Origin of the sequence: Rhodoferax potami (assembly GCF_032193805.1) — a bacterium.
Taxonomy (GTDB): Bacteria; Pseudomonadota; Gammaproteobacteria; order Burkholderiales; family Burkholderiaceae_C; genus Allorhodoferax; species Allorhodoferax potami_A.
On record NZ_JAVBIK010000001.1, the window covers coordinates 1,385,001 to 1,407,030 of the forward strand.

Here is a 22,030-nt window from a genome sequence, read left to right on the forward strand (position 1 = left end):
AATAAGAAAATCGATCTTTGACCGCAACTCTTGCTTCACTTTCGCCATGCCCGCATTCCCGGCTTTTCCTCGCATGAAAAATCTCTGTAGCCTTGCCTGGTCGAGTCCCTTCAACGAATCAGACTTGTATATTCCTTGCGAAGCGGTATGCAGTACTTTGGAGTCAATATCACTCGCGATCAACGAAAAATTTCCATTGGAGCCCAACGCCTCTGTCGCAGTCATCACGATGGAATAAGGCTCCTCCCCTGTTGAGGCTGCACTACACCACATTCTGCAGGCCCCCGCCGACTGGATCGACCGGAGGTACTCCGCCAAGACCTGAAAATGATGGCCTTCACGGAAAAAAGATGTCAAATTGGTCGTCAAAGCATTAACGAATTCCTGCCACTCTGGGCCGTCGGTCGCTTCAAGCCAACGTAAATACTCTCGAAAACTGTTGTGCCCAGTCTCTCGCAAGCGCCGCGAAAGTCTGCTGTAGACCATGGCGTGCTTTCCATCGTGCAAACTTATACCCGCACGCTGATAAATCAGCTTCTGGACATGATCAAAATCAGCACTTGTCCACAAGAACTCTCGACCTTGCATTTCATCTTGAGCATTCGGGGACATCTCTACCTTCCAAGGATTGACTGTGTTCGCAGAACCTAGTGCGCTATCGAGCGCACTTAGTCATCCATCGATACCAACCCCATCTCAGGCGCTGACATCAATTTCTCGATATCCAACAAGATCAGCATCCGCTCTCCGATTGAACCCAGCCCCAGAACTGCAGCACTATCAATCACGCTCTCAATGTCAGGTGCCGCTTTCAAGCTCTCCGGAGGCAACTCCATGACGTCGCTCACGGAGTCCACCACGATGCCAACAATTCTGTTCCTTAAATTAAGGACGATCACCACAGTGAAGGAGTTGTACTCGGACTTTGAACAGTTAAATTTCAAGCGCATGTCCACAATCGGGACAATAGTGCCACGCAAATTAACAACGCCTTTGATAAAGGACGGCGCATTCGCCACTCTGGTTGGTGGCTCATACCCCCGAATCTCTTGCACCTTGAGGATATCTATTCCATATTCCTCTTGATCGAGCCGAAAGGTTAGGTACTCTCGGGCGCCACCAGTTGTGAGATCGCTGAGCTTTTCCATCATTCCCATATCAGTCTCCTAAATGCGAGTGTCTAATGACGGGACCGTCGCACCAAGGCACCGGTATCCAAAATCAACGCAACTTTGCCATCACCGAGGATCGTGGCCCCCGATACGTTCGGAACTTTTCGGTAGTTGGACTCCAAGTTCTTAACTACCACTTGCTGCTGCCCCAAAAGCTCATCAACGAGCAACGCCACGCGGCTACCGTCAGCCTCAACCACCACCATGATGTCACTCGATTTTTCAAAATCAAAGCGCGGGATCTGGAAGACTTTCTCCAACTCGATGACAGGCATGTACTCATCACGAACCTTCACAAGCTGAGAACCTTGCCCGACCGTACTGACCGCTTCCGCCTTAACCTGGAACGACTCAATAACCGACGACAAAGGAAGGATGTAAACCTCTTCCCCAACCCCTACAGACATCCCGTCCATGATTGCGAGCGTCAGAGGCAAGCGCACGGAAACTTTCATTCCGTACCCTTCTGCAGAATCAATGTCAACGGTGCCGTTCAATGCTGCGATGTTTTTCTTGACAACATCCATACCTACGCCACGGCCAGAAACGTCTGTCACAACCGCTGCTGTAGAAAACCCGGGAGCAAAGATCAATTGCCACACTTCGGCGTCTGACATCTGGTCAGACACATCCAAGCCGCGCTCCCGCGCCTTGTTAAGTATTTTGCTGCGCGACAAGCCTCGACCATCATCACGCACCTCGATCACAATTGATCCGCCTTGGTGCGATGCGGATAGCGTGATCGTTCCAGATTCTGATTTGCCTGCGGCGATACGTTCCGCGGGCATTTCAATTCCATGATCACAGCTGTTGCGCACCAAGTGGGTCAGAGGATCTGTAATTTTTTCAACCAGGCCCTTGTCCAGCTCGGTGGCTTCGCCCTGCGTTACAAACTCTACTTTTTTTCCCAGCTTACTTGCAAGATCACGGAGCATTCGCGGGAAACGACTGAAAACGATGGACATCGGGATCATTCGAATCGACATCACTGACTCTTGCAGATCTCGTGTGTTGCGATCCAAGTCCGCAAGACCGGTCAGTAATTGCTGATAAACAGCGGGATCTAGCGCCCGGCTGTTTTGGGCCAACATCGCTTGCGTAATCACCAACTCGCCTACCAAGTTGATCAACTGATCCACTTTACTGATTGCAACGCGGATCGTGGCCGCCTCTGGCTGTGCGGCAGCGGCCGGACCCGCCTTTGGAGGAACTTTGGATGCAGGAACAACTTCTTGAGAGACAGTCGCAACAGAAGGCTGCTCAACCGCTTGATTAGGAGCACCAGGAGAACCATCAAAGAAGCCGAAGCCTTTTTCCGCGGCCGGCGCTTTCGGTTCCTCTGCTACCGCCCCGGGGGAACCGGCTGCACCGTCAAAAAAACCGAAACCTTCGTCGACTGCGGGTTCGTCAGCTTTATGTTCGATCTGGACTTTATCTCGTGCCACATGGAATGCAAACAAGTCCAACAGATCTTCATCACTGGAGGCCGTCGTAGCCTTGAACACTCGATGAGAGCCGTTAGGAGACTCAGCAGGCTGAATTGAACCTAGACCCGGGATATCTCGAAACAACTCTTGGATCGCGTCGGCCTGATCGGGCCTATCCAAGGGGCCGATAGTAATCACTAACTCTCGGTCGCCGCTTATCTTGGTAACTGGTTTGGGGGTCGCAACTTGAGCCGGTGCTGGAGTAGCCTTGGCTGGCGCTGCTGCTGAAGCTGCGGGCTTCTGTGAGGCTAAATCGCCGCCAGCAGCCAAGATGCTGATGCGCCTAACAAGATCCGCCGTAGGTAGTGCCTCACCCTCATCTCCCGCTTGATGACGTGCCAACAAACTGCGAGACGCATCGGCAGACTCCAAAAGCACGTCGACCATTATTGCGGTCGGCTGCAGCTCATGCCGACGCAGACGGTCCAGCAAGGACTCCATTTGATGGGTCAACTCAGCGACATCAGCAAACCCAAAAGTAGCTGCTCCGCCCTTCACAGAGTGAGCGCATCGAAAGATACCGTTGAGCTCTTCATCATCCGCGGTTTCCAGATTCAAATTGAGCAGCATTTGCTCCATCTGATCAAGATTCTCACCAGCTTCCTCAAAGAAAATTTGATAGAACTGACTGAGATCGAAGTCTCCGCCAGAACCGCTGTCTTGATGCGTCTCAGCCATAACTAACTCCTGTTATTGAGAACCAACGACGTCCCCGCCAACTTATCGAATAACTTTTTTAATGACATCCAGCAACTTCGCAGGATCGAACGGCTTCACCAGCCAGCCAGTGGCGCCTGCGGCACGCCCTGCCTGCTTCATCAAATCACTGGACTCTGTGGTCAGCATCAATATGGGCGTCGACTGAAAGTTCGGATGCTCGCGGAGCTTGCGTGTCAAGCCCAATCCGTCCAATCGCGGCATATTCTGGTCCGTCAGAACCAAGTCAAAAGTCTGAGTTTGTGCTTTTTCGTAGGCGTCTTGACCATCCACTGCTTCCACCACTTGGTAGCCCGCACCTGTTAAAGTGAAAGACACCATCTTTCGCATGGAAGGAGAATCGTCAACAGCAAGAATTAAAGGCATGAGAAGCTCCGAAAAAAACGCAGTAATTTATTTATCTTAAAAAAGCTCAATGGATCCAGCGTCCATCTCATCTTGAGTCACCGGATTGGGACGCTCTGGCACTTCATCAACAAAGGGCACCGCTTCACCATCTTCACTCCCCATCGATTCTGAAGCCAAACGGTAGGCGCAGCCTTGCAGTATCTTGGATGTGTGAACAATCAGCTGCGACGCCATGTCCTGGAACTGCAATTCAGTAACCGCTGCATGCAGCGCCTTACGAACCTGATCCAGCTCCTCTGATTGCCCCAAGGTAGGCGATGCCAAATGGGCGCTCGCAGATGTAAAGCGCTCCATGAGATTTTCCATGGTGTGCGCGAGCAAGCCATCCAAACGGGTAAGGTCATGCACCACTACCAATAGGGAGTCTTGCACTTCCGCCACCAACATTACAGGCAGCTGTACAGCCGGAGCAGCAGGTGGCGTCAACGATGGTTCCATTGTCATTCTTCCTCTGAGGCCTGTCTTGTTCGCTATCCTACGCCCGATTTGAAAGCTAAGCGCTTACACCTCATCGCACAAGTTGCAAGATTAACAAATTTTAGGAAAAAATCAATTACTTCGGCAGAATAAAAGCCTTTGTTTGCTCATCGAGCGGCTCATAATCGATTGCATGATAGCCCCGAACCATGAGTCTGAACCAATGGGTAACCCTGTAAAAGTACTCCACTTAGAGGATTCAGAAATCGACCACCGCTTGCTAGTTCGCGCGGTTCACGAATCAGGCCTTCAGGCTCAGTTTCTCAGACTCGATGAGCAGGCCGCCTTTATGGATGCTTTGCACACGCAAAGCTTCGACATCATTCTGATGGACTTCCGGCTCCCGGGCTTTACAGCCTTGGAGGCGTGGTCACAGGTCCAATCTCTGCCCAGTCATCCGCCGTGCGTCATCGTCTCAGGGGCAATTGGTGAACAAGCAGCTGTCAGTGCCATTCAAACCGGAATTTCGGACTATTTGCACAAAGACCGAATCGCTGAAATCGGCCGAGTGATTCAGCGGGCGATGCACCTCCATAAGATAGAAGAAGAGCGAATCAAAGCCCAGCAGGCCCTTTCGCTGTCAGAACAGCGAATTAGAGAACTCGCCAGGCACTTGCAGACTTCCCTAGAGGCTGAGCGAGCAGCCATCTCGAGAGAGATTCACGACGATATTGGTGGCTCACTCACTGCGCTCAAACTTGACCTAGCCTGGATCAAGAGGCACTCAAATCACCAGCCCACGCTCACACGCCTGGTAGCCGCAGAGGAAATGCTGAGTCTTGCCCTCGCAGCTACTCAGAGAATCATGCAAAACACGCGCCCTGCCATCCTCGATCAAGGGCTTAGCGCGTGCGTCGAATGGCTAGTCGCAGGACACAGCAGGCGCACCGGAAAGACAGTGAACCTCATCAACGACCTCACCTCGGAGGCACTGCCAGACGCATTCAGGCTTGCTGCGTACCGCATCGTGCAGGAAGCGCTGACCAATGCGGGTAAGTACGCCCCCGAATCGGACGTCAGCGTCGAGGTGTCTGATGCAGGTGGTACTTTGACGATCGAGATCCGCGACAGCGGGCCCGGATTTGAATTGAGCAGACTCCAGTCCAGCCGAGGATTCGGGCTTAAAGGCCTCAGCGAGCGAGCAGAATCAATCGGTGGATGGCTTGATATCAGCAGCACTCCTAAGCGCGGGACATCGATTACCCTCACCGCACCGCTCTCTTGGGCAGCCGACAACCGACAGGGAGATTCGAGGGAATGATTCACGTTGTACTTTGCGATGTAACCGGTCACTGTCCGGCGTTATTGCCTACGTTACCAAACCGTGTAATGGTGAACGCAATGGATTCTCGGCGAAGTGCTGCTTCCATTGACGAGGCGTCAGTTCTGAAACTCTGGAGGCGGGGTGGTGGCCTACGCGTTGCAAGACATCAACCAGGTAGGTGTAGGGGTCAATGTCATGTAAACGGCATGTCACGATCAGGCTCTGCATGATGCCCGCGCGCTTGGCGCCCACCTCCGTCCAGCAGAATAACCAATTGCGCCTGCCCATTGGTATCGCGCGCAAGGCGCGTTCCAGATGGTTCGTATCCATGGCCACATCCGCATCGCCCAGAAACACCTGCAGTTGCGCGCGGCGCTCGCGTGCATAGGCCAATGCCTTGGTCAACGGATTGCTGGGCAGGAAGCCTTGCCGCTCGAACTGCAAATCCACCCATTCAAAGAAGTTCTGCACCAGCGGTTTGCTGTGGCTTAGACGGTGCTCTCGTTTGGCATCCCCGTAGAGGTCACGTTCACGAATGGCTTCTTCCTGGGCGTAAATCTCGCCAATTTGCTGCAGCGCCTGGCCAGCGGCCTGTGGCTCGGCCCCTAGAGCTTCAAAGAAGCCACGCCTGCAGTGCGCCCAGCATTGGGCATGCGTAATGCCGGTCTTGGCAGCGTAACGTGCATAGGCCTCATAGCCGTCAGTGAGCAACACGGCATCTGTGGCCCCTGGCAGCCCCAATGCCTGCTGTACGTGCTCGTGGCGGCGCGACTCGAAATAGGCAAAGCACACCTCATCGAGTTCGCCGTACACAGGCCAGAAGTAGGCCGCCTTCATCTTGCCGGGCCCACTGCGCCCGGCCTTGATGGGGGTCTCGTCCATTGCCTTGACCCGGCTGTTGCGGATCGACTCGAGCTGCGTGTCGTAAATCGGCTCCAGCAGGGAAATGGTCTTTTGCGCCAGTTGCGTCAGCCACGCCCGGCTGAGTTTGAAGCCCGCTTGGCTCAGGCGCTGGTGCTGCCGGTACAGCGGAATGTGCCAGGCAAACTTGTCAACAACAACGCCTGCGAGCAAGCTCACGTCAGCGCGGCTGCCCTCAATGATGCCTGTTGGCGCGCCCGCACAGTGCAGGGTTTGCGTGTCGTGGCGCTTGATGACAGAGCGCACATACTTCAGCACCACATAGGCACCGGGGCGCTGTGCCAAGCGGTGGCTGACCTTCTGGCTGACAACCTCGTACTGATCGGGCGAGAGGTCTTTGGTCTCGGGGTTGGCCAGCTCGATGGTGTGCACGGGCACCTTGGTTTCGTCAAAGAACGATGCGGGCGTGCCCTCGTCGGCAAAGTTGCTGCGGGGTTTGCGTCGCTGGTGTGCAGGGATGGTGTTGGAGTCGGAGTCGGCTTCGGGCGCATCAGTGGCAGGGAGGTCGCCCAGGAGTTGCCCCAGGTGCATTTGCTGCGCATCGGGCAAGGGTGCAAAGCGCTCGCTCTTCTTGCCAAAGAGTTGGCGTTTGAACCATTCGAGCTGCTGCTCCAGCGCGCTGATGCTGGCGGCCTGTGCTTGCAGTGTCTGCGCGATGCTCTGCGGCGACAGCCCCATGACCGTTTCGACGGTAAATGTGGGAGTGCTGGTATTGGGCATCGACATGGGCCTTATCTTGCGGCCTTTAGGGACAAAGCAAAAGAGTGCTTCTCCGGATTGAAAATGGGCACATCGTCACCTCCGCGCAGGGTGTTGGTAGCGTTTGTGGCGTCGGCGCACTTCGATGCCTTCGAGCATCAGTTTGAGCGCCGTGCAGTCGATCTCGCCACTGCCGCCTTGAACGCCTTTACGGGAGAACTTGCCGCTCTCCAAACGCTTGCACCACAGGCACCAGCCGCTGCGGTCAAAGTACAGCACCTTCATCTGTGTTTGCCGCCGGTTGATGAAAACAAACATGTGTCCGGCCAGCACATCCACTTCAAACCCCTGGCGTGCCAGAGCGTACAAGCCGTCGTAGGACTGGCGCATATCGGCAGCTTGGCCATACAGGAACACGCGAATGCGGCCCTCGGGAAAGAACATTACCGGCGTACCAGATGCAAACTCATGCCCGAGCCGAGTTCGATGCGTAACTCCATGGCTCCATTGCCGCTGCCGTGCACTCCAGCAAGGTCGCCCAGATCAACGAACGCCGCCTTCGGCACGGTGGTGGGGGCTACCTTGTTCGTTCGCAGCGGGGACGCGATTCCCCTCTGTTTATTCCTAAGCGTGCGTCGGCGAGCAAGGCTGCTGCGACTGATGCCTTCGCGGCTGCAAAATTCATCTATCGTCAATCCAGCGCGGTCAAAACGATCCAGTACCTCAGCCCAAGTCTGTTCACTCAACACTGCACGCCTGAGCACGCTCTGCGTCTCTTCCATATCCGACCCCGTCCTGTTTGTTGATCAGGGCGCATTCTTTGGTACCTGCAATCAGTTCGCAAGAACGCCGGACAGTGACCGGTTACTTTGCGATGACCATGCAATGATCCGCCGGGGCATCAAAGACACGCTCAGCGATTCTGGGCAAATCATCGTCACCGGCGAGGCAGGTGTCACGCGCAGTATGAAAATGACACGAGAACGCGGTGAGGAATTGATACACCTCGACTAACGTGCCAAGCCATCCGAACCATGGATGGGACTGGCAATGATTACGAACGAGGAGTACATGGAACTCAAGGTATTAAGGAAACACAGGCTGAGCTTGCGCGAGATATCGGTGCAAACTGGTATGGCAGTCAACACGGTGCGTAAGTATTTGGAGGGTGGTCCGCCGGCCATGAAGAAACTGCCGGCATGTAAGAGCAAGCTCGATCCATTCAAGGACTACCTGGCTGGACGTATTCAGGCGGCCAAGCCTGATTGGATTCCAGCAACGGTGCTGCAGCGTGAGATTGCCGCACAGGGGTATACGGGCTCCGTGCGCATCCTGCAGGAGTACCTCAAGGAGTTGCGTCCACAGGCGCGCCCGGATCCGGTTGTGCGGTTCGAGACCCAGCCCGGTGAGCAAATGCAGATGGACTGGATCGAGTTCCGCAAGGCTGGGCATAAAGACGGCATGTTGGCGGCGTTTGTGGCAACGCTGGGCCACAGCCGGGCGACCTTCGCGGAGTTCGTCACAGACATGAAGCTGGAGACACTACTGGCGTGCCATGTCAGGGCGTTCGAGAGCTTTGGTGGAGTCACCCGTGAAGTGCTGTACGACAACATGAAGACCGTCATCCTCAAGCGTGACGCCTACGGCAAGAACCTGCACCAGTTCCAGGGTGCCTTTGCTGACTTTGCGCACCACCATGGCTTTGTGCCGCGGGTGTGCAAGCCCTATCGGGCCAAGACCAAGGGCAAAGTCGAACGCATGAATGGCTACATCCGGCGCAGCTTCTGGGTGCCATTGGTGGCGAGTATGAAGCAGCAAGGCTTGGTGGTGGACGCGGACACAGCCAATCGGGAAATGCGCACCTGGCTGCGTGACGTTGCCAATGTGCGGATCCACGGAACCACTGGGTGTGTGCCGGCACTGGCTTTGCAAACTGAGCGCGCACATCTGCTGGCCATCCCCAGCGCCTACAGTGGGCGAACAGTGCGTCAATTACAAAAAGTCACCGGTAGCGGCGCAGCAGTCCGGCCAATTCCAGCCGCGGCATGGCGAGGCCTGCAGCATCCTCTGGCGATGTATGACACGCTGGTGCACAACCAAGCCTCAGCAGGAGGACGACCATGAGCCTGCAAATGGAAAGACTGCGTGAACTGTGTGATCAGCTGCGCCTGCTCAACTTACCCGATCAGCTTGCCCACTTGGGGCAAATGGCGGCCAAGAAAGAGCTGGGGTACCTGGAGTTCCTGGAGCAAGCCTTGCGTGGCGAGGCTCTGGCCAGGGTGGAGAGAACGCGCGCCATGCTCACGCGCATAGCGGGCTTCCCCGCCATCAAGACGCTCGATGAGTTTGACTTCCAGTTTGCCAGCGGTGTGCCCAAAACTCTGGTGCAGGAGCTTGGCAGTCTGGCCTTCGTGGAGCGCAGCGAGAACGTGGTCTTGCTGGGCGCCAGTGGGGTGGGCAAAACCCACTTGGCCATCGCCTTGGGCTACAGGGCAACCCAGGCTGGAATCAAGACGCGTTTCATCACGGCGGCAGATCTGCTGATGACACTGAGCACGGCACTACGGCAGAACACCCTGGAAGAGGCTATCAAACGCATCGTGCGTCCCTACCGGCTGTTGATCATTGACGAAGTCGGGTACCTACCCATGAATCGGGAACAGGCGAATCTTCTGTTCCAAGTCATTGCCAAACGCTATGAAGTGGGAAGTCTCATCCTGACCTCCAATCTGCCGTTTGGGCAATGGGACCAGACATTTGCAGACGATGCAACGCTGACAGCGGCGCTACTTGACCGACTGCTCCACCACGCCCATGTGGTCCCGATCTCAGGAGACTCCTATCGCCTGAAAGATAAGCGGCGTGCCGGTGTGATTGCCGCCAGCAGCAATGCCCTACTCAAACGAAAACGCAGTCACCTTGATACACAGGAGGAGCAAGCAGCCTAGAGGCGCCAAGCAAAGACAAAACAACCAATCACCCCACATAACGGTGTATCAAATCCACGCCGCGTTTGCGTTCCACAGTTGTATCAAATCGAGACTGCGTTTGACACAGGCAGTCAGGAAGAACTGAAAAATGTGCTCCGCTCGGCTCGCTGCGAAATCCTGGTCCTCGACCTGAACCTACCGGGAAGGGGCGGGCTAGAAATTATTCCTACCCTGAAAGAGTCGCAGCCGCACATCAAGACACTAGTCGTTTCGATGTACCCCGAGGATCAATACGCGCTTCGGTGCCTCAAAGCAGGCGCGTCCGGGTACTTCAATAAATCGGGGGAACCAGCAGATCTGGTGAAGGCGATCCAACAAATCCATACTGGGAAACGATATTTAACGGCTGCCGTATCGGAGCTGTTAGTAGAAAGCTTGAACACACCAGAGCATGAAACCTTGCATGCGAAGCTATCCGAGCGAGAAATGCAAACGCTGATAAAAATTGCGTCCGGGAAAAAGCTCTCCGATATCGCGGAGGACCTGATGCTGAGTCCCAAGACCGTCAGCGTCTACAGGGCACGCCTCTTGGAAAAACTCGCTTTATCAAACAACGCGGAACTCACTGTCTACGCTATCCGCAACGCTCTGGTTTAAGCGTCAACCTACTCCGAACAGACTAACAACCCGAATCATCAGCGCCATAAAGGGCTGATCGAGCATCGGCAACGTAATGGCGATCGCCAAAATGCCGACGACTAGCGTGATCGGAAAACCGATTGCAAAAATATTCATTTGTGGCGACACCCGCGAAATGATCCCTAGCGCCATATTGGTGAACAACAAGATCCCGACCATTGGCAAGGCAATCCAGAGCGCACTCGCAAACACTTCGGCGCCTAGTTTTTGCAGCTGCATAGAGGCCAACTCTTGCAAGAAACTTGGCGAAACCGGAAAAGCCACAAAGCTTTGGGTAACGGCCATCAGCACCATCAAATGTCCGTTCATGACGACAAAAAGCAACGACGCCATCTGACCGAAAAACCGAGCGACTGCACTCGATTGGGTATTCATGGACGGATCAAAAAAAGCCGCGAAGTTCAGCCCCATTTGAAATCCGACTACCTCGCCAGCCAGCTCGACAGATGCAAAAACCAACCGAACAGCAAAGCCGATTGACAAACCGATCACCACCTGCTGCATCACAACTGCCAACGCTCGGGGGTCTGAAACGGAGATAACGGGAGCCTCAGGCAGGGTCGCTTGCGCCGCCAATGCCACTAAAAAGGACAGCGCAACCTTTGCGCGCATAGGAAAGGCGCGAGACGAAAGTACCGGAGCGGAAGTAAAAACCGCCAAAATCCGCAAAAAGGGCCAGAAGATTGGCGAGAGCCATTGGGCGATCTGTGCCTCGTCAAAAGAAATCACCGCTCGCCCAAGGCTAGACCACAGACGTTGGTATCGCTTCCAACATCCGTCGTATGTACTCCACCAGCATGGTCAACATCCATGGCCCAGCAACCGCGAATACAGCGATAACCGCCAAAAGCTTGGGAACGAATGCCAGAGTCGCTTCATGAATCTGCGTCACGGCTTGAAACAAACTGACCAGCAAACCCACCAGGAGCGCCGTTCCCAGCACTGGCGCTGACACCATCAACAACATGAGCAGCGCCTCTTGACCCAGGGTCAACACGGTTTGGGCATTCATCAGAACAATCCTCAGGTCACGAAGCTGGCTGCCAAAGAGCCGATGAGCAAGTTCCAGCCATCGGCCAAGACAAAAAGCATCAATTTGAATGGCAAGGCGACCAAAACAGGTGACAACATCATCATCCCGAGTGACATCAAGATGCTGGCCACCACAATATCGATGACCAAAAAAGGAATAAAAATCATGAAGCCGATCTGAAAGGCGGACTTCAACTCACTGATCACGAAGGCAGGCACCAACACCCGGATAGGCGCCGTTTCTGCGGTGACATCGGCCGGTAACTTGGCAAGTTTCGCAAACAATGAGAAATCAGACTGCCGCGTTTGCTTGACCATGAAGCTCCGAATCGGCACCTCCCCCTTTTGCAGAGCTTGCTCAAACGACAACGTACCTTGTGAGTACGGTTGATAGGCTTCGGCGTAGATCCGGTCAAAAGTCGGTCCCATGACAAAAAACGTCAAGAACAAAGAGAGACCCACAATGACTTGATTCGGTGGCGCAGACTGGGTACCCAGGGCTTGGCGCAGCAGGGACAGAACAATAACGATGCGGGTAAAACCCGTCATCATCAAAACGATCGCGGGAATGAAAGAAAGTGCCGTGAAAAACAGCAAGGTTTGAATAGGAACCGAAAAATTGGTCCCACCTGCACCTGTACCGACGAGAAGAGGCAACTGCCCTGCCGCTTGCGCAAACGCCGCGCCATGAGAAAAAAAAGCGGCCAGCGCCGCAATAACAAGCAGAAGACGACGGGAAATTCCAGAGACTCTCATATCACCTCACCGGCCGATTCTGCAGCTGGAGCGGCGCTTGTGTGCAAACACTGGATGCCATTTGTGGTCACTCCGAGGGTCAGCCAAACACGATCATGCGAGGGGCCGACTTCGACAGTGACGACACGCTGATGCGGACCCACGGCAACTGCAGAAATCACCTTATTCTGGGCACTCGCAAGATGCAAAGGCTGCGGAATTCGGGATTTTAGCCAGCGGATCAAAAAGGGCAGGCAAGCCAAACCCAGCAAAAACAATATGACGGGTAAAAATTGCAATGACATCGGCACTCGCCGGTTTAATTTCGACTGACACGTTTAAGCCGCTCAGATGGAGTGACAACATCCGTCAATCGTATACCGAACTTATCGTTCACCACGACCACTTCGCCCTGCGCAATCAGGTAGCCATTGACCAACACATCCATGGGCTCGCCCGCAAGCGCATCCAGCTCGACCACCGACCCTTGCCCAAGCTGCAGGATATGCTTGATGGGTACCTTGGTGCGCCCCAGCTCTACCGACAGCTGAACCGGAATATCCAACACCATGTTGATGTCATTCACCTGCCCATCCGTAGAGGCAGAGAACGGCTTAGGGGTCTCGCCGAAAAGAGGCCCGCCAGAGGGTGCTCCAGCGCTGGCATCTGTGGACTTCTGCTCCAGTAGCGCTTCCGCCCAATCCGCCATGCCGTCGTCGGCAGCGGGTTGACTCTCTTCGGGTTTGTCTTCAGATGGCATTTCGTTCTCCCAACCAATTTTGGTCATTGCCGCGAAGCGCCTTTTCTATGCGCAGCGCGTATTTTGAATTATGCGTACCGTACTGGCACTCGAAGATCGGCACCCCGTCGACAGTAGCTTGAATACGAGAAGCCCGATCCAACTCGATGAAATCCCCTTTTTTCATTCCCAGAAGTTGCTCCACCGTTGCATCCGCGCGTGCAAGCTCTGCCACCAGCGTGACCTCCGCGGCCTGGATCTCGCGCGTCAGCACATTCACCCACCGCCGGTCGACTTCGATCGAGTCCCCTTGGGTCGACGAATACAACACATCCCGAATTGGCTCCAGGGTGGAATAGGGAAAGCAAAAATGAATCGCGCCGGTGATATCTCCAATTTCTAGTTGGAACGATGTCGCAATCACGATCTCACTCGGCGTCGCAATATTCGCGAACTGCGGCTGCATTTCTGAACGCTGGTAATCCAGCTCCAAGGGATAAATGCCTTTCCATGCCTTCTTGTATTCGGTCGTAATGACGTCTACCAAGCGGTTGATGACGCGCTGCTCGGTGGCAGAAAAATCGCGCCCTTCAATCCGCGTCTGAAATTTCCCGATCCCGCCGTACAGCGTGTCGATCACACCAAACACCAGAGCCGGCTGACAAACAATCAGCCCGCTCCCCCGTAAGGGCCGAATGGCAACAATATTGAAGTTTGTCGGGACCGCCAACTCACGGAGGAAGGCGCTATAGCGCTGCACAGCCACCGGCCCCACCGAGATCTCAGGGCTACGGCGAATAAAGTTAAAAAGCCCCACCCGCAAATTACGGGCAAACCGCTCATTTACGATCTCCATCGTGGGCATACGCCCGCGAACAATACGCTCTTGGCTGGAGATGTTGTACGAGCGCACCTCACCATGCTCGGCGGCTTCCTCGACGGTTTTCTGGCTCTCACCAGTGACCCCCTCAAGTAAGGCATCGACCTCTTCTTGGGAAAGAAAGGATTCGCTCATAGCCGGCTGGAACTCCGTTTACTGCACGATAAAGCTGGAAAACAAAACACCCGTCACCGGGTACTGCACCTGCACGACTCTCTTTTTCTTTTTCTTGGTCGTCGACTCGTCCTCGTCATCCATGCTGCCCCCGAAAGGAACCGAGGTAGCCTTCAAAATATCCTCAACCAGCTTCTCTTTGCCTTCGGCCTTCAGCAGCTCATCAGCAGTTCGCTGCGATATCAGCATCAACACGCTACTACGAATAGTCGGCAAATAGGCTTTCACGGTGTCAGACGCTTTCGCGTCAATTACCTCGAGAGTAATTCCAATTTGGGCAACACGCTCGCCACCGGGATCGGACAAATTCACCACCATCGGATCCATTGGCAAATAGACAGGTGCCGCCTTCGGATCCACTTGAACTGCTGCTGCTTTTGGCGGTGGAGGTGCGGCCTCTTCTCCGCCCTCTTCCGCAGCTGCATTTTTCTTGCTGATAAAGAAAAAAGCGCCGCCACCTCCAAGTACCAGGACCAAGACTGCAGCAACAATGATGATGAGCATCTTTTTGCTTTTAGCGGGAGGGGGAGCTGCATCGGCTGCTTCTGGTTTTGCTGACACGTAGGTACCTCTATGGCTTATTGTTGGTTGGATTATTCAACGCTGACCTTCAGTCAAAAGATGAATAAGGGGGGTTAATTGGTGTTTCTCTGCATTGTCACCAAATCACTCAAACAAACAAATCAATGTTCCGCCCTGAATTGAGGGGCTTTATGCCGCTGGATACCGTCACCTCTTCCGCTCCTTCTACGCGAGCGCGACGCCATGGAGAACTCTGGCCTTGACCCGCCTTATCGCGTGAATCTCCCGCATTGGATGTACCCACCGACACCCCTGCCAAGCTCATTCCCTGACGGTTCAAGGCATCTTGCAACTGCGTGCTGGCGCTAGACAGCGCATCACGTGTTTGCGCCTCATCCGTACGGAAGGCCACATGCGCCTCATTTCCTTGCAAAGAAATACTCACCTCGACAGCCGATTGCCCGAACCCGTCCAGCGTGAGTTCCGCCTTTTGCATGTCCTGCCCGACCCAATACTTCACGTCTTCAGAAAACTGCTCCCCCATGGCCTCGGTAGCGGAGCCTGCAAACACGCCATCCACGCCCATGGCGCCGCCGGCGCTCTGCTGCAAACCACTCAGCGGCGCGAGGGCATCAGAACCGCCCCCCCGCGTCGACGTACCGGGCTCCTGCACACGGTCCCGCGAATTAGCGCCGGCTAAAGGGATCGCCTCAACACCTTTGAACATCGAAACGATTGCGTCCTGTGTCATGCGCTGAATGCGCTCCGGCATCACATCTTTGGGCGGCATCAGCAAGCCCGGGCTGGCCGCCGTAGTGCGATCTCCAGCATTACCCAGCACTGACTCACTGGCCGCTTCCGCCGCTGCCAGCAGCGCATCACGGCCCGACTTTGTCGGAGCGACAGGCGCCTTCTTAGCTCCCGCATCCAGCACACCGACCAGCGATGCGCCCCCCTCCGAGCTCTGCAGCTTGGCCGGCTTGGGCACCACACCCTCCGTTGGGGTAGCGATGGCCACTGCAGGCGGAGTTACGCCCAGCAATGCCAAGAACGCGGCATCACCAAGTAGCCCTTCCGCTTCATCATCCACGGCAACACCTGCCGCATCACTTTGAAGCGGCACAGCATCGCTCGCCAGTGGCAACCCGCCATCCAGCGTGCCCCCGGAAATGATATTGCCAGCAGGCGCTTCGTCTATACCTTCCAGAATCGTAAAGAAACTGGGCCCCACAGGAGTACTGGCGGTGCTATCAGCCGACGCCTTTTTGTTCACTTGAGGCGCAGATTCCTTCGCAGGGGTGGGCTGTGCTTTGGGGGCAAGTTCAATCGTCATAGCGTTTCACCCTGAAGGTTAAGAGCGCGGGTTCGCGCAAAAAGCTGCGCTGCCATTTCATCCATATCGGCCTGCTCACGGCGCCGGGCCAAGCGTTCCGCCTCAGCACGCCGCTTGGATAACACCGTTTTCAGCCCGGACAATCGAGACTCCGCGGCCTGCAATTGCTTTTGCACGAGCTCTGCCTGACGGCGCAGGTTGGCGATCACGCCCTCTTGCATCACCATGGCCTGCTGGAGACGCCCACTGAACTGGTAGTGATGCTTCAATAACTCCACGGACAAACCCACCGTGCCATTCCGGACCCAACGCCCGTCGGTATCGCCGGCATACGACCGCAGTTGCTCCAGTTGATCTAACGCTGAGCGCACATTTTGCTGACTCTGGGCCAACTGCTGCACCACCGCGTCACGCTTGCGCTCCGCCAAGGAAATCGCCAGCAGCAAGCCAGTTGAGTCACTCATGGCAAGGCCTCTACCGAGGTGCTCATCGCCAGCTCTGCCAGCGTTTGCTCCATGGGTGCCGCCTCAAACATATCCTGCTGTAAAAACTGATGCATACCGGGTTGCAATGCAATGGCTTCGTCCAACATCGGGTCAGAGCCCGGCGCATAGGCACCAATCTGAACCAAATCCCGGCCCTTCTGGTACCGGGAATAGAGGCTGCGAAAACGCCGTGCCTGTTCAAAATGCCCCCGATCCACCACGTTGTGCATCACCCGGGAAGCCGATTGCTCCACATCAATAGCCGGGTAGTGGCCCGACTCTGCCAGGGCACGTGACAGCACAATATGGCCGTCGAGAATGGCGCGCGCAGCATCCGCAATCGGATCCTGCTGGTCATCCCCCTCTGACAGCACGGTGTAAAACGCAGTGATCGAACCCACACCATTCAAACCATTGCCGCTGCGCTCGACCAGTTGGGGCAGCTTGGCAAAGCATGAAGGCGGATACCCCTTGGTCGCAGGTGGCTCCCCAATGGCTAGGGCAATTTCGCGCTGTGCCATCGCGTAACGCGTCAGCGAATCCATCAGCAGTAACACATGCCGGCCTTGGTCGCGGAAATACTCTGCAATCGCAGTGGCATAGGTTGCCCCCTGCATACGCAGCAAGGGCGGCGCATCTGCCGGCGCAGCAACCACGACCGATCGGGCACGCCCGTCCACGCCCAGAATGTCTTCGATGAATTCTTTAACTTCCCGGCCCCGCTCGCCGATCAAGCCCACCACAATCACATCGGCTTGGGTGTAGCGGGCCATCATCCCTAACAGCACACTCTTGCCCACACCGGAGCCTGCAAACAGCCCCAGTCGCTGGCCCCGCCCCACAGTCAAGAGCGCATTGATACTGCGCACTCCGGTGTCGAGCGCCTCGCGCACTGGCGCACGGTCCATCGCATTGATGGGCTTGCGGTCTAAAACACGTGCCGCAACATCGGCCAAAGGGCCCATGCGATCCATGGGGTAGCCTTGTGAGTCAACCACACGACCTAACAGCCCGTCACCCAAGGGCAGGCGCAACATACCGGCGGAGGCCGCATCCACGGTTGCTGGCTTTTCACCCAAACGGGGCACCGGCACAAAAGCAGGCGCTGCAGCCACTCCGGCTCCGCTAGAGAGGCCATGCACATCACCCGCCGGCATCAAATACGCCCGGTCCCCCGAAAACCCGACCACTTCGGCCAACACCGGCTCACGCGCACGCATCGTCACCACACATTGCGACCCGACGGGCACGCGGATTCCGCTGGCTTCCAGCACCAAGCCGGTCAATTTCGTCAGGGTGCCGCGCACTTCCAGCGACGACTCCTCGCGCACCGCATCCCGCGCCTGGGCTAGGAAAGTGGTCCACTTTTCAGTGGAAGCGGATGGCTGGGTCTCAGGTAGGGACATCTTCAGGCTCCCATGGCGCATCCAACCCCAAGGTGGCCACTGTTTTGCGCCAGCGTTGTTCCACGGTGCCATCGACCACCGTGCCTGCGGACTCCACTATGCAGCCTCCACGGCTGATGGAGCTATCAGGCAGCAAGGTCAGAGACAGATTCGAAAACTCTTGGCGCAAGACCTCCGACAGCACCTCCATGTCCAGAGGATTCAGCCGTACCAAGGCCGCTTTGCTATCAATCGCCAGAACACTCAACGCCTCGCGCACGACGGGCTGCAGGGCATTCGGGTTGGTGGACATTTCGTGGCGCAACACCTGGCGCGCCAGTTCACAGGCCAACTCCAACACGCCTTTTGCCATCACCTGCTCGGCTTCTGCAAGTTGGGCGTTCGCGGAAACAAATATCTGGGCAAAGCTCTCAGCAGTCGACCGGCTTTCGTTGGCGATGTACTCTTTGAGTTGCCGCTGGCCCTCCAGCGTGGCCTGCGCATGCCCCTGGGCAAAACCTTCTGCGTAGCCTTGAGCATGGCCCTCTGAAAAAGAGGTCTGCCGGACGCTCGCCTCTTTGGCCTGCTCTTCCAGCAAAGCCTGCGCTGCCAGCTTGGCCGCGAATTTGGATTTCGAGGTGTCTACATCGACAAAGTCCCAGTCCGTAACGGAACCGATTTCTTCGCCGGGGATAAAACGTGCTTGATTGCGACTCATCAGACCATGGCGTCGTCGCCACCTCCGCCACCGATAACGATCTGGCCTTCGTCTGCCAGGCGCCGCACAATCTTGAGAATTTCTTTCTGCTGCGCTTCCACCTCGGAAAGGCGCATCGGCCCGCGGGACTCCAAGTCTTCCTTGAGGGTCGCCGCAGCGCGAGAAGACATATTCGCCAGAATCTTGTCTTTGAGCTCGGGCTGTGCACCCTTGAGGGCCACGACCAGCACATCCGCAGACACTTCTTTAAGCACCATCTGAATCGCTTTGTCGTCGAGTTTGTTGACATCGTCGAACACAAACATCTTGTCCATGATCTTCTGGGCCAGGTCTGAGTCATGGCTGCGAATCGACTCGATCACGGTACCCTCGATCGCGGTACCCATCAAGTTGATCATTTCAGCCGCAGTCTTCACACCGCCCAAAGAAGACTTGCGAACCTTGTCCCCCCCTGCCAGTACCTTGAAAAGCACTTCATTCAGGTCCTTCAGGGCGGTGGGCTGGATACCCTCCATCGTGGCCACACGCAACATCACCTCGTTGCGCTGCCGCTCAGTCAGGTTCTTGAGCACATCAGCAGCTTGGTCGTAGTCCAAGTGCACCAGAATCGCCGCCACGATTTGCGGGTGCTCATTGCGCAACAACTCCGCCACAGAGAGCGGATCCATCCATTTCAGGCTTTCAATGCCGGAGACATCGCCACCCTGCAAAATACGGTCGATCAGGAGCGCCGCCTTGTCGTCGCCCAGCGCTAGCTTTAGCACCGAGCGCACATAGTCGCCCGAGTTAGACACCAGCAAGCTCTGCGAGGCAGCCACCCCGGTAAATTTATCGACGACCTCATCCACCTTTTCGCGGGTGAGCTGGGTGGTTTTGGCAATCGCCTCCCCCAGTCGCTGTACCTCTTTGGGGGACAGGTGTTTGAACACCTCCGATGCCTCGGCTTCGCCGAGAGACATCATGAGGATCGCTGCGTCTTGGAGTCCGTCTTCGTTTGCCATGGTGGTATTTTGCGCCGGAGATTAAGCCGGTGCTTCTCCATTCATCCATGCCTTGACGATGTTGGCCACCGCAGCCGGGTTATCACGGGTCAACTTGCGGGCATCTTCCAGGCGAAGTTCACTTGGCGAGGCTTGCGCCGCATCACTGCTGGTTCCGTCCGGGCCGGTCAGTTGTGGGCGTTCTGGCTGGTCATTCTCGATCGCATCCAACTGCGCAAAATCTTCTTCTGCCGTATTTTCAGCCGCAGGAATCGGCTGTGTCAGGGCCTTCATGGCTGGGCGAATAACACCCAAGAAGACGAGAGCCGCCATACCCAGGGTGCCCAAAGGCCACGCCAAGCTGCGGGCCAGGTCTTGCAATTCAGGCTGGCGCCACAGTGGAACCTCGTTGGAATCCACCTTTTCAGGAGCGAAAGGCGCATTCATCAAATTGACAGAATCGCCACGGCTTTGATTGAAGCCAACGGTTTCGCGCACCAAGGCGGTCATCTTCTCCAGCTGAGCGTCGGTCAGCGGCACACTGGTAGTAACGCCCTTCGCGTCGGTCGTGCTCTGGTTGTTCAGGACCACGGCAGCATTGATACGCTTGATCACGCCAATCGCCCCCTTGGTCACGCGCACCGTCTTGTCCACTTCGTAATTGATGATGGACTCTTTCTTGGAAGAACTATTGGCACCCGCTGCGCCTGCCTGGCCATTGGCAGCCAAGACTTGCGGCTGGCCATTGATCGGGGCAGCAGCCTGGGCGGGTGGCTGATTGGTTGTCGCACCGGGAATGCCGGCTGGCGGCGTAGGCTGCGCGCCGTTGGTGCTTTCCACAAGCTGTTGGCTTCGTACCGCACTGCTATCCACCGTTTGATTGGGCTTGTGGGACTCGGTCGTGCTTTCGGTTTGCGAAAAATCCAGCTCCGCAGTGACTTGCGCCTTCACGTTTTGCTTGCCGACCAGGGGCTCCAGCATGTCCAGAATGCGCCGGCTATAGATCTGCTCAATCTGCTGCACATATTGCAGCTGCTCAGCATCCACACCCGCAGCACCATCCGGGTTGGCGGACAACAGCTTGCCAGTGTCATCCAGCACACTGACGGCAGTGGGGTTCATCTCCGGCACACTGGACGCAACCAAGTGCACGATACCGGCAAGCTGGCCTTTGTCCAGCGCGCGACCGGGGTGCAGGCTCAGCAGCACAGAGGCCGAGGGCTTTTGCTGCTCCCGAAAAAAGCCGTTCTGATTAGGCAGAGCCAAGTGCACCCGAGCACTGGAGACAGAAGCCAGGGCCTGGATAGAACGGGTCAACTCACCCTCCAAGCCGCGCTGGAACGTCAGGCGCTCCTGAAACTGGGTCATGCCGAAGCGATTGGCCTCCATCATCTCGAACCCGCTGACAGAGCCTTTGGGCAAACCTTGCGAGGCCAGCTTCAAACGGACGTCATGCACACGATCGGCCGGAACCATGATGGCTCCGCCGCCTTCGGTGTACTTATAGGGAACATTCATAGTGGTCAGCTGGGCGATGACCGCGCCACCGTCTTTGTCTGCCAAGTTCGAGTAGAGCACGCGCCACTCTGCCTGACGCCCCATGACCATGCCGATCACAGCAATAGCAACAAACAGCGCAACGCCCAACGCCAAGCGAATGCGCTGCCCCTGGTCTAACGCCGAGAGGCGTTGTCCCAAGGTGGGGTTCACAGGAATGGTGGCAACTGCGGGCATGTCGTGGTTTCCAGGGCTGAGGGCGGGCTTCTCCGCATGAATGGAGCCGATTATTCGACCCACCTTCCAAAACATTAGGGTAATAAGCCACTGCTTTACCGGCCAATTCAAAAAAATACGCCATGAGGTGCAGGCATAGGATTCGCGGCAACCCAACTTACAGGGAGACCACCATGGATCTCAAGCTCACCCCGGTATCAATGCCCACCTCTATCCGCCCCTCCACCGGGATCAAACCCGGCGGGGCCAGCAGCGCCTCAGGCGTCGGTGGCGGCTTCTCCGGCGAACTCAAAAGCGCGCTTGGCGCAGTCAGCGCTGCCCAGAACGAATCCGGCCGCCTCCAACGGGAAGTGCAGCTGGAAAACCCCAAGGTCAGCCTGGAAGAAACCATGGTGGCCATACAAAAGGCCCAGATCGGGTTCCAGGCCACCCTCCATGTGCGCAACCGCATGGTGCAGGCCTACACCGACATCATGAACATGCAGGTTTGATGAATTTGCTATATTTTTAATAGCTAATAACGCAGTATTCACGAGCGT

Annotated in this window: 26 protein-coding genes and 1 pseudogene (1 of these 27 running past the window's edge); 6 read left to right on the plus strand and 21 right to left on the minus strand. The window is 56.1% G+C overall.

Going from position 1 to position 22,030, the window contains the following annotated elements; translation table 11 throughout:
* The 5 genes in view from RAE19_RS06620 to RAE19_RS06640 are tightly spaced (at most 56 nt apart) and all read right to left on the minus strand, a layout consistent with a single transcriptional unit that may run on beyond the window.
* A protein-coding gene (locus tag RAE19_RS06620) for a CheR family methyltransferase (protein ID WP_313874146.1) crosses the window boundary here: on the minus strand, positions 1-612 show its 5' portion. The gene continues 225 nt to the left of window position 1, outside the view; the window shows 612 of its 837 coding nt (coding positions 1-612); its start codon is at positions 610-612; the stop codon falls past the left edge of the window.
* Between the two features lie 56 nt (positions 613-668).
* The gene (locus RAE19_RS06625) at positions 669-1,157 is read right to left on the minus strand and encodes a chemotaxis protein CheW (RefSeq protein WP_313874147.1); all 489 of its coding nucleotides are present in this window, start codon (positions 1,155-1,157) and stop codon (positions 669-671) included.
* A gap of 23 nt (positions 1,158-1,180) precedes the next feature.
* Positions 1,181-3,337, minus strand: coding sequence for a chemotaxis protein CheA (locus RAE19_RS06630; protein ID WP_313874148.1), 2,157 nt, complete (start codon positions 3,335-3,337; stop codon positions 1,181-1,183).
* A 42-nt stretch (positions 3,338-3,379) separates the two neighbouring features.
* Positions 3,380-3,742 carry a response regulator gene (locus tag RAE19_RS06635; protein ID WP_313874149.1) on the minus strand — a complete coding sequence of 121 codons (363 nt, stop codon included), beginning with the start codon at positions 3,740-3,742 and terminating at the stop codon, positions 3,380-3,382.
* Positions 3,743-3,778: 36 nt separating this feature from the next.
* Positions 3,779-4,222 carry a hypothetical protein gene (locus RAE19_RS06640; RefSeq protein WP_313874150.1) on the minus strand — a complete coding sequence of 148 codons (444 nt, stop codon included), beginning with the start codon at positions 4,220-4,222 and terminating at the stop codon, positions 3,779-3,781.
* A gap of 202 nt (positions 4,223-4,424) precedes the next feature.
* Here RAE19_RS06640 and RAE19_RS06645 point away from each other — a divergent pair, with 202 nt between their 5' ends.
* Positions 4,425-5,522, plus strand: a complete 1,098-nt coding sequence (locus RAE19_RS06645; protein WP_313874151.1) for a hybrid sensor histidine kinase/response regulator — start codon at positions 4,425-4,427, stop codon at positions 5,520-5,522.
* Between the two features lie 48 nt (positions 5,523-5,570).
* On the opposite strand, the gene tnpC is transcribed toward RAE19_RS06645, so the two are convergent.
* From tnpC to RAE19_RS06660, 3 genes are all read right to left on the minus strand, one after another.
* On the minus strand, positions 5,571-7,172 hold the full coding sequence (gene tnpC, locus RAE19_RS06650; protein WP_313872998.1) for an IS66 family transposase: 1,602 nt from the start codon (positions 7,170-7,172) through the stop codon (positions 5,571-5,573).
* A 69-nt stretch (positions 7,173-7,241) separates the two neighbouring features.
* On the minus strand, positions 7,242-7,589 hold the full coding sequence (tnpB, locus tag RAE19_RS06655) for an IS66 family insertion sequence element accessory protein TnpB (protein WP_313873004.1): 348 nt from the start codon (positions 7,587-7,589) through the stop codon (positions 7,242-7,244).
* Entirely contained in the window at positions 7,589-7,927 is a 339-nt protein-coding gene (locus RAE19_RS06660; protein ID WP_313873005.1) for a hypothetical protein, read from the minus strand. Before RAE19_RS06660 ends, tnpB begins: the two co-directional genes overlap by 1 nt.
* 103 nt (positions 7,928-8,030) lie before the next feature.
* On the opposite strand from RAE19_RS06660, the pseudogene RAE19_RS19420 reads away from it, so the two are divergent.
* The 4 genes and pseudogenes from RAE19_RS19420 to RAE19_RS06675 all read left to right on the plus strand — a co-directional run.
* Positions 8,031-8,099 (plus strand): annotated as a pseudogene (locus RAE19_RS19420) (DNA-binding response regulator); the annotation flags it as partial.
* A gap of 96 nt (positions 8,100-8,195) precedes the next feature.
* Positions 8,196-9,269 (plus strand): IS21 family transposase, encoded by a 1,074-nt coding sequence (gene istA / locus RAE19_RS06665; protein WP_430962508.1) that lies wholly within the window; start codon positions 8,196-8,198, stop codon positions 9,267-9,269.
* The gene (gene istB / locus RAE19_RS06670) at positions 9,266-10,093 is read left to right on the plus strand and encodes an IS21-like element helper ATPase IstB (protein WP_313873548.1); all 828 of its coding nucleotides are present in this window, start codon (positions 9,266-9,268) and stop codon (positions 10,091-10,093) included. The genes istA and istB overlap by 4 nt, the downstream gene beginning before the upstream one ends.
* Positions 10,094-10,171: 78 nt before the next feature.
* Entirely contained in the window at positions 10,172-10,732 is a 561-nt protein-coding gene (locus RAE19_RS06675) for a response regulator transcription factor (RefSeq protein ID WP_313874152.1), read from the plus strand.
* Between the two features lie 3 nt (positions 10,733-10,735).
* Here RAE19_RS06675 and fliR read toward each other — a convergent pair whose 3' ends face one another.
* The 13 genes from fliR to fliF form a co-directional block, all read right to left on the minus strand.
* On the minus strand, positions 10,736-11,503 hold the full coding sequence (fliR, locus tag RAE19_RS06680; RefSeq protein ID WP_313874153.1) for a flagellar biosynthetic protein FliR: 768 nt from the start codon (positions 11,501-11,503) through the stop codon (positions 10,736-10,738).
* Positions 11,504-11,516: 13 nt separating this feature from the next.
* Positions 11,517-11,786 (minus strand): flagellar biosynthesis protein FliQ, encoded by a 270-nt coding sequence (gene fliQ, locus RAE19_RS06685; protein WP_313874154.1) that lies wholly within the window; start codon positions 11,784-11,786, stop codon positions 11,517-11,519.
* Between the two features lie 11 nt (positions 11,787-11,797).
* Entirely contained in the window at positions 11,798-12,562 is a 765-nt protein-coding gene (gene fliP / locus RAE19_RS06690) for a flagellar type III secretion system pore protein FliP (protein WP_313874155.1), read from the minus strand.
* The gene (locus RAE19_RS06695; RefSeq protein ID WP_313874156.1) at positions 12,559-12,846 is read right to left on the minus strand and encodes a FliO/MopB family protein; all 288 of its coding nucleotides are present in this window, start codon (positions 12,844-12,846) and stop codon (positions 12,559-12,561) included. The genes fliP and RAE19_RS06695 overlap by 4 nt, the downstream gene beginning before the upstream one ends.
* Positions 12,847-12,860: 14 nt before the next feature.
* The gene (gene fliN / locus RAE19_RS06700; protein WP_313874157.1) at positions 12,861-13,301 is read right to left on the minus strand and encodes a flagellar motor switch protein FliN; all 441 of its coding nucleotides are present in this window, start codon (positions 13,299-13,301) and stop codon (positions 12,861-12,863) included.
* Complete coding sequence (gene fliM / locus RAE19_RS06705) at positions 13,291-14,295, minus strand: flagellar motor switch protein FliM (protein ID WP_313874158.1); 1,005 nt, start codon at positions 14,293-14,295, stop codon at positions 13,291-13,293. The genes fliN and fliM overlap by 11 nt, the downstream gene beginning before the upstream one ends.
* An 18-nt stretch (positions 14,296-14,313) precedes the next feature.
* On the minus strand, positions 14,314-14,895 hold the full coding sequence (locus RAE19_RS06710; RefSeq protein ID WP_313874159.1) for a flagellar basal body-associated FliL family protein: 582 nt from the start codon (positions 14,893-14,895) through the stop codon (positions 14,314-14,316).
* Positions 14,896-15,004: 109 nt separating this feature from the next.
* Positions 15,005-16,189: a flagellar hook-length control protein FliK gene (locus RAE19_RS06715; RefSeq protein ID WP_313874160.1), complete on the minus strand. Its 1,185-nt coding sequence runs from the start codon at positions 16,187-16,189 to the stop codon at positions 15,005-15,007.
* Positions 16,186-16,653, minus strand: coding sequence for a flagellar export protein FliJ (fliJ, locus tag RAE19_RS06720; RefSeq protein ID WP_313874161.1), 468 nt, complete (start codon positions 16,651-16,653; stop codon positions 16,186-16,188). The genes RAE19_RS06715 and fliJ overlap by 4 nt, the downstream gene beginning before the upstream one ends.
* The gene (gene fliI / locus RAE19_RS06725) at positions 16,650-18,080 is read right to left on the minus strand and encodes a flagellar protein export ATPase FliI (protein WP_313874162.1); all 1,431 of its coding nucleotides are present in this window, start codon (positions 18,078-18,080) and stop codon (positions 16,650-16,652) included. Before fliI ends, fliJ begins: the two co-directional genes overlap by 4 nt.
* The gene (locus tag RAE19_RS06730; RefSeq protein WP_313874163.1) at positions 18,067-18,777 is read right to left on the minus strand and encodes a FliH/SctL family protein; all 711 of its coding nucleotides are present in this window, start codon (positions 18,775-18,777) and stop codon (positions 18,067-18,069) included. The genes fliI and RAE19_RS06730 overlap by 14 nt, the downstream gene beginning before the upstream one ends.
* Positions 18,777-19,778 (minus strand): flagellar motor switch protein FliG, encoded by a 1,002-nt coding sequence (gene fliG, locus RAE19_RS06735; protein ID WP_313874164.1) that lies wholly within the window; start codon positions 19,776-19,778, stop codon positions 18,777-18,779. Before fliG ends, RAE19_RS06730 begins: the two co-directional genes overlap by 1 nt.
* A gap of 21 nt (positions 19,779-19,799) precedes the next feature.
* Positions 19,800-21,491 (minus strand): flagellar basal-body MS-ring/collar protein FliF, encoded by a 1,692-nt coding sequence (fliF, locus tag RAE19_RS06740; protein ID WP_313874165.1) that lies wholly within the window; start codon positions 21,489-21,491, stop codon positions 19,800-19,802.
* A gap of 173 nt (positions 21,492-21,664) precedes the next feature.
* Here fliF and fliE point away from each other — a divergent pair, with 173 nt between their 5' ends.
* On the plus strand, positions 21,665-21,982 hold the full coding sequence (fliE, locus tag RAE19_RS06745) for a flagellar hook-basal body complex protein FliE (protein WP_430962519.1): 318 nt from the start codon (positions 21,665-21,667) through the stop codon (positions 21,980-21,982).
* The last annotated feature ends 48 nt before the right edge of the window (positions 21,983-22,030 follow it).

Excerpts from the sequence above, each read along its gene's own strand:
- RAE19_RS06625 (WP_313874147.1), bottom strand. The coding sequence starts at position 1,157 with ATGGGAATGATGGAAAAGCTCAGCGATCTCACAACTGGTGGCGCCCGA.
- RAE19_RS06630 (WP_313874148.1), bottom strand. The coding sequence starts at position 3,337 with ATGGCTGAGACGCATCAAGACAGCGGTTCTGGCGGAGACTTCGATCTC.
- RAE19_RS06635 (WP_313874149.1), bottom strand. The coding sequence starts at position 3,742 with ATGCCTTTAATTCTTGCTGTTGACGATTCTCCTTCCATGCGAAAGATG.
- RAE19_RS06640 (WP_313874150.1), bottom strand. The coding sequence starts at position 4,222 with ATGGAACCATCGTTGACGCCACCTGCTGCTCCGGCTGTACAGCTGCCT.
- RAE19_RS06645 (WP_313874151.1), top strand. The coding sequence starts at position 4,425 with ATGGGTAACCCTGTAAAAGTACTCCACTTAGAGGATTCAGAAATCGAC.
- tnpC (WP_313872998.1), bottom strand. The coding sequence starts at position 7,172 with ATGTCGATGCCCAATACCAGCACTCCCACATTTACCGTCGAAACGGTC.
- tnpB (WP_313873004.1), bottom strand. The coding sequence starts at position 7,589 with ATGTTCTTTCCCGAGGGCCGCATTCGCGTGTTCCTGTATGGCCAAGCT.
- RAE19_RS06660 (WP_313873005.1), bottom strand. The coding sequence starts at position 7,927 with ATGGAAGAGACGCAGAGCGTGCTCAGGCGTGCAGTGTTGAGTGAACAG.
- istA (WP_430962508.1), top strand. The coding sequence starts at position 8,196 with ATGATTACGAACGAGGAGTACATGGAACTCAAGGTATTAAGGAAACAC.
- istB (WP_313873548.1), top strand. The coding sequence starts at position 9,266 with ATGAGCCTGCAAATGGAAAGACTGCGTGAACTGTGTGATCAGCTGCGC.
- fliQ (WP_313874154.1), bottom strand. The coding sequence starts at position 11,786 with ATGAATGCCCAAACCGTGTTGACCCTGGGTCAAGAGGCGCTGCTCATG.
- fliP (WP_313874155.1), bottom strand. The coding sequence starts at position 12,562 with ATGAGAGTCTCTGGAATTTCCCGTCGTCTTCTGCTTGTTATTGCGGCG.
- RAE19_RS06695 (WP_313874156.1), bottom strand. The coding sequence starts at position 12,846 with ATGTCATTGCAATTTTTACCCGTCATATTGTTTTTGCTGGGTTTGGCT.
- fliN (WP_313874157.1), bottom strand. The coding sequence starts at position 13,301 with ATGCCATCTGAAGACAAACCCGAAGAGAGTCAACCCGCTGCCGACGAC.
- fliM (WP_313874158.1), bottom strand. The coding sequence starts at position 14,295 with ATGAGCGAATCCTTTCTTTCCCAAGAAGAGGTCGATGCCTTACTTGAG.
- RAE19_RS06715 (WP_313874160.1), bottom strand. The coding sequence starts at position 16,189 with ATGACGATTGAACTTGCCCCCAAAGCACAGCCCACCCCTGCGAAGGAA.
- fliJ (WP_313874161.1), bottom strand. The coding sequence starts at position 16,653 with ATGAGTGACTCAACTGGCTTGCTGCTGGCGATTTCCTTGGCGGAGCGC.
- fliI (WP_313874162.1), bottom strand. The coding sequence starts at position 18,080 with ATGTCCCTACCTGAGACCCAGCCATCCGCTTCCACTGAAAAGTGGACC.
- RAE19_RS06730 (WP_313874163.1), bottom strand. The coding sequence starts at position 18,777 with ATGAGTCGCAATCAAGCACGTTTTATCCCCGGCGAAGAAATCGGTTCC.
- fliG (WP_313874164.1), bottom strand. The coding sequence starts at position 19,778 with ATGGCAAACGAAGACGGACTCCAAGACGCAGCGATCCTCATGATGTCT.
- fliF (WP_313874165.1), bottom strand. The coding sequence starts at position 21,491 with ATGCCCGCAGTTGCCACCATTCCTGTGAACCCCACCTTGGGACAACGC.
- fliE (WP_430962519.1), top strand. The coding sequence starts at position 21,665 with ATGGATCTCAAGCTCACCCCGGTATCAATGCCCACCTCTATCCGCCCC.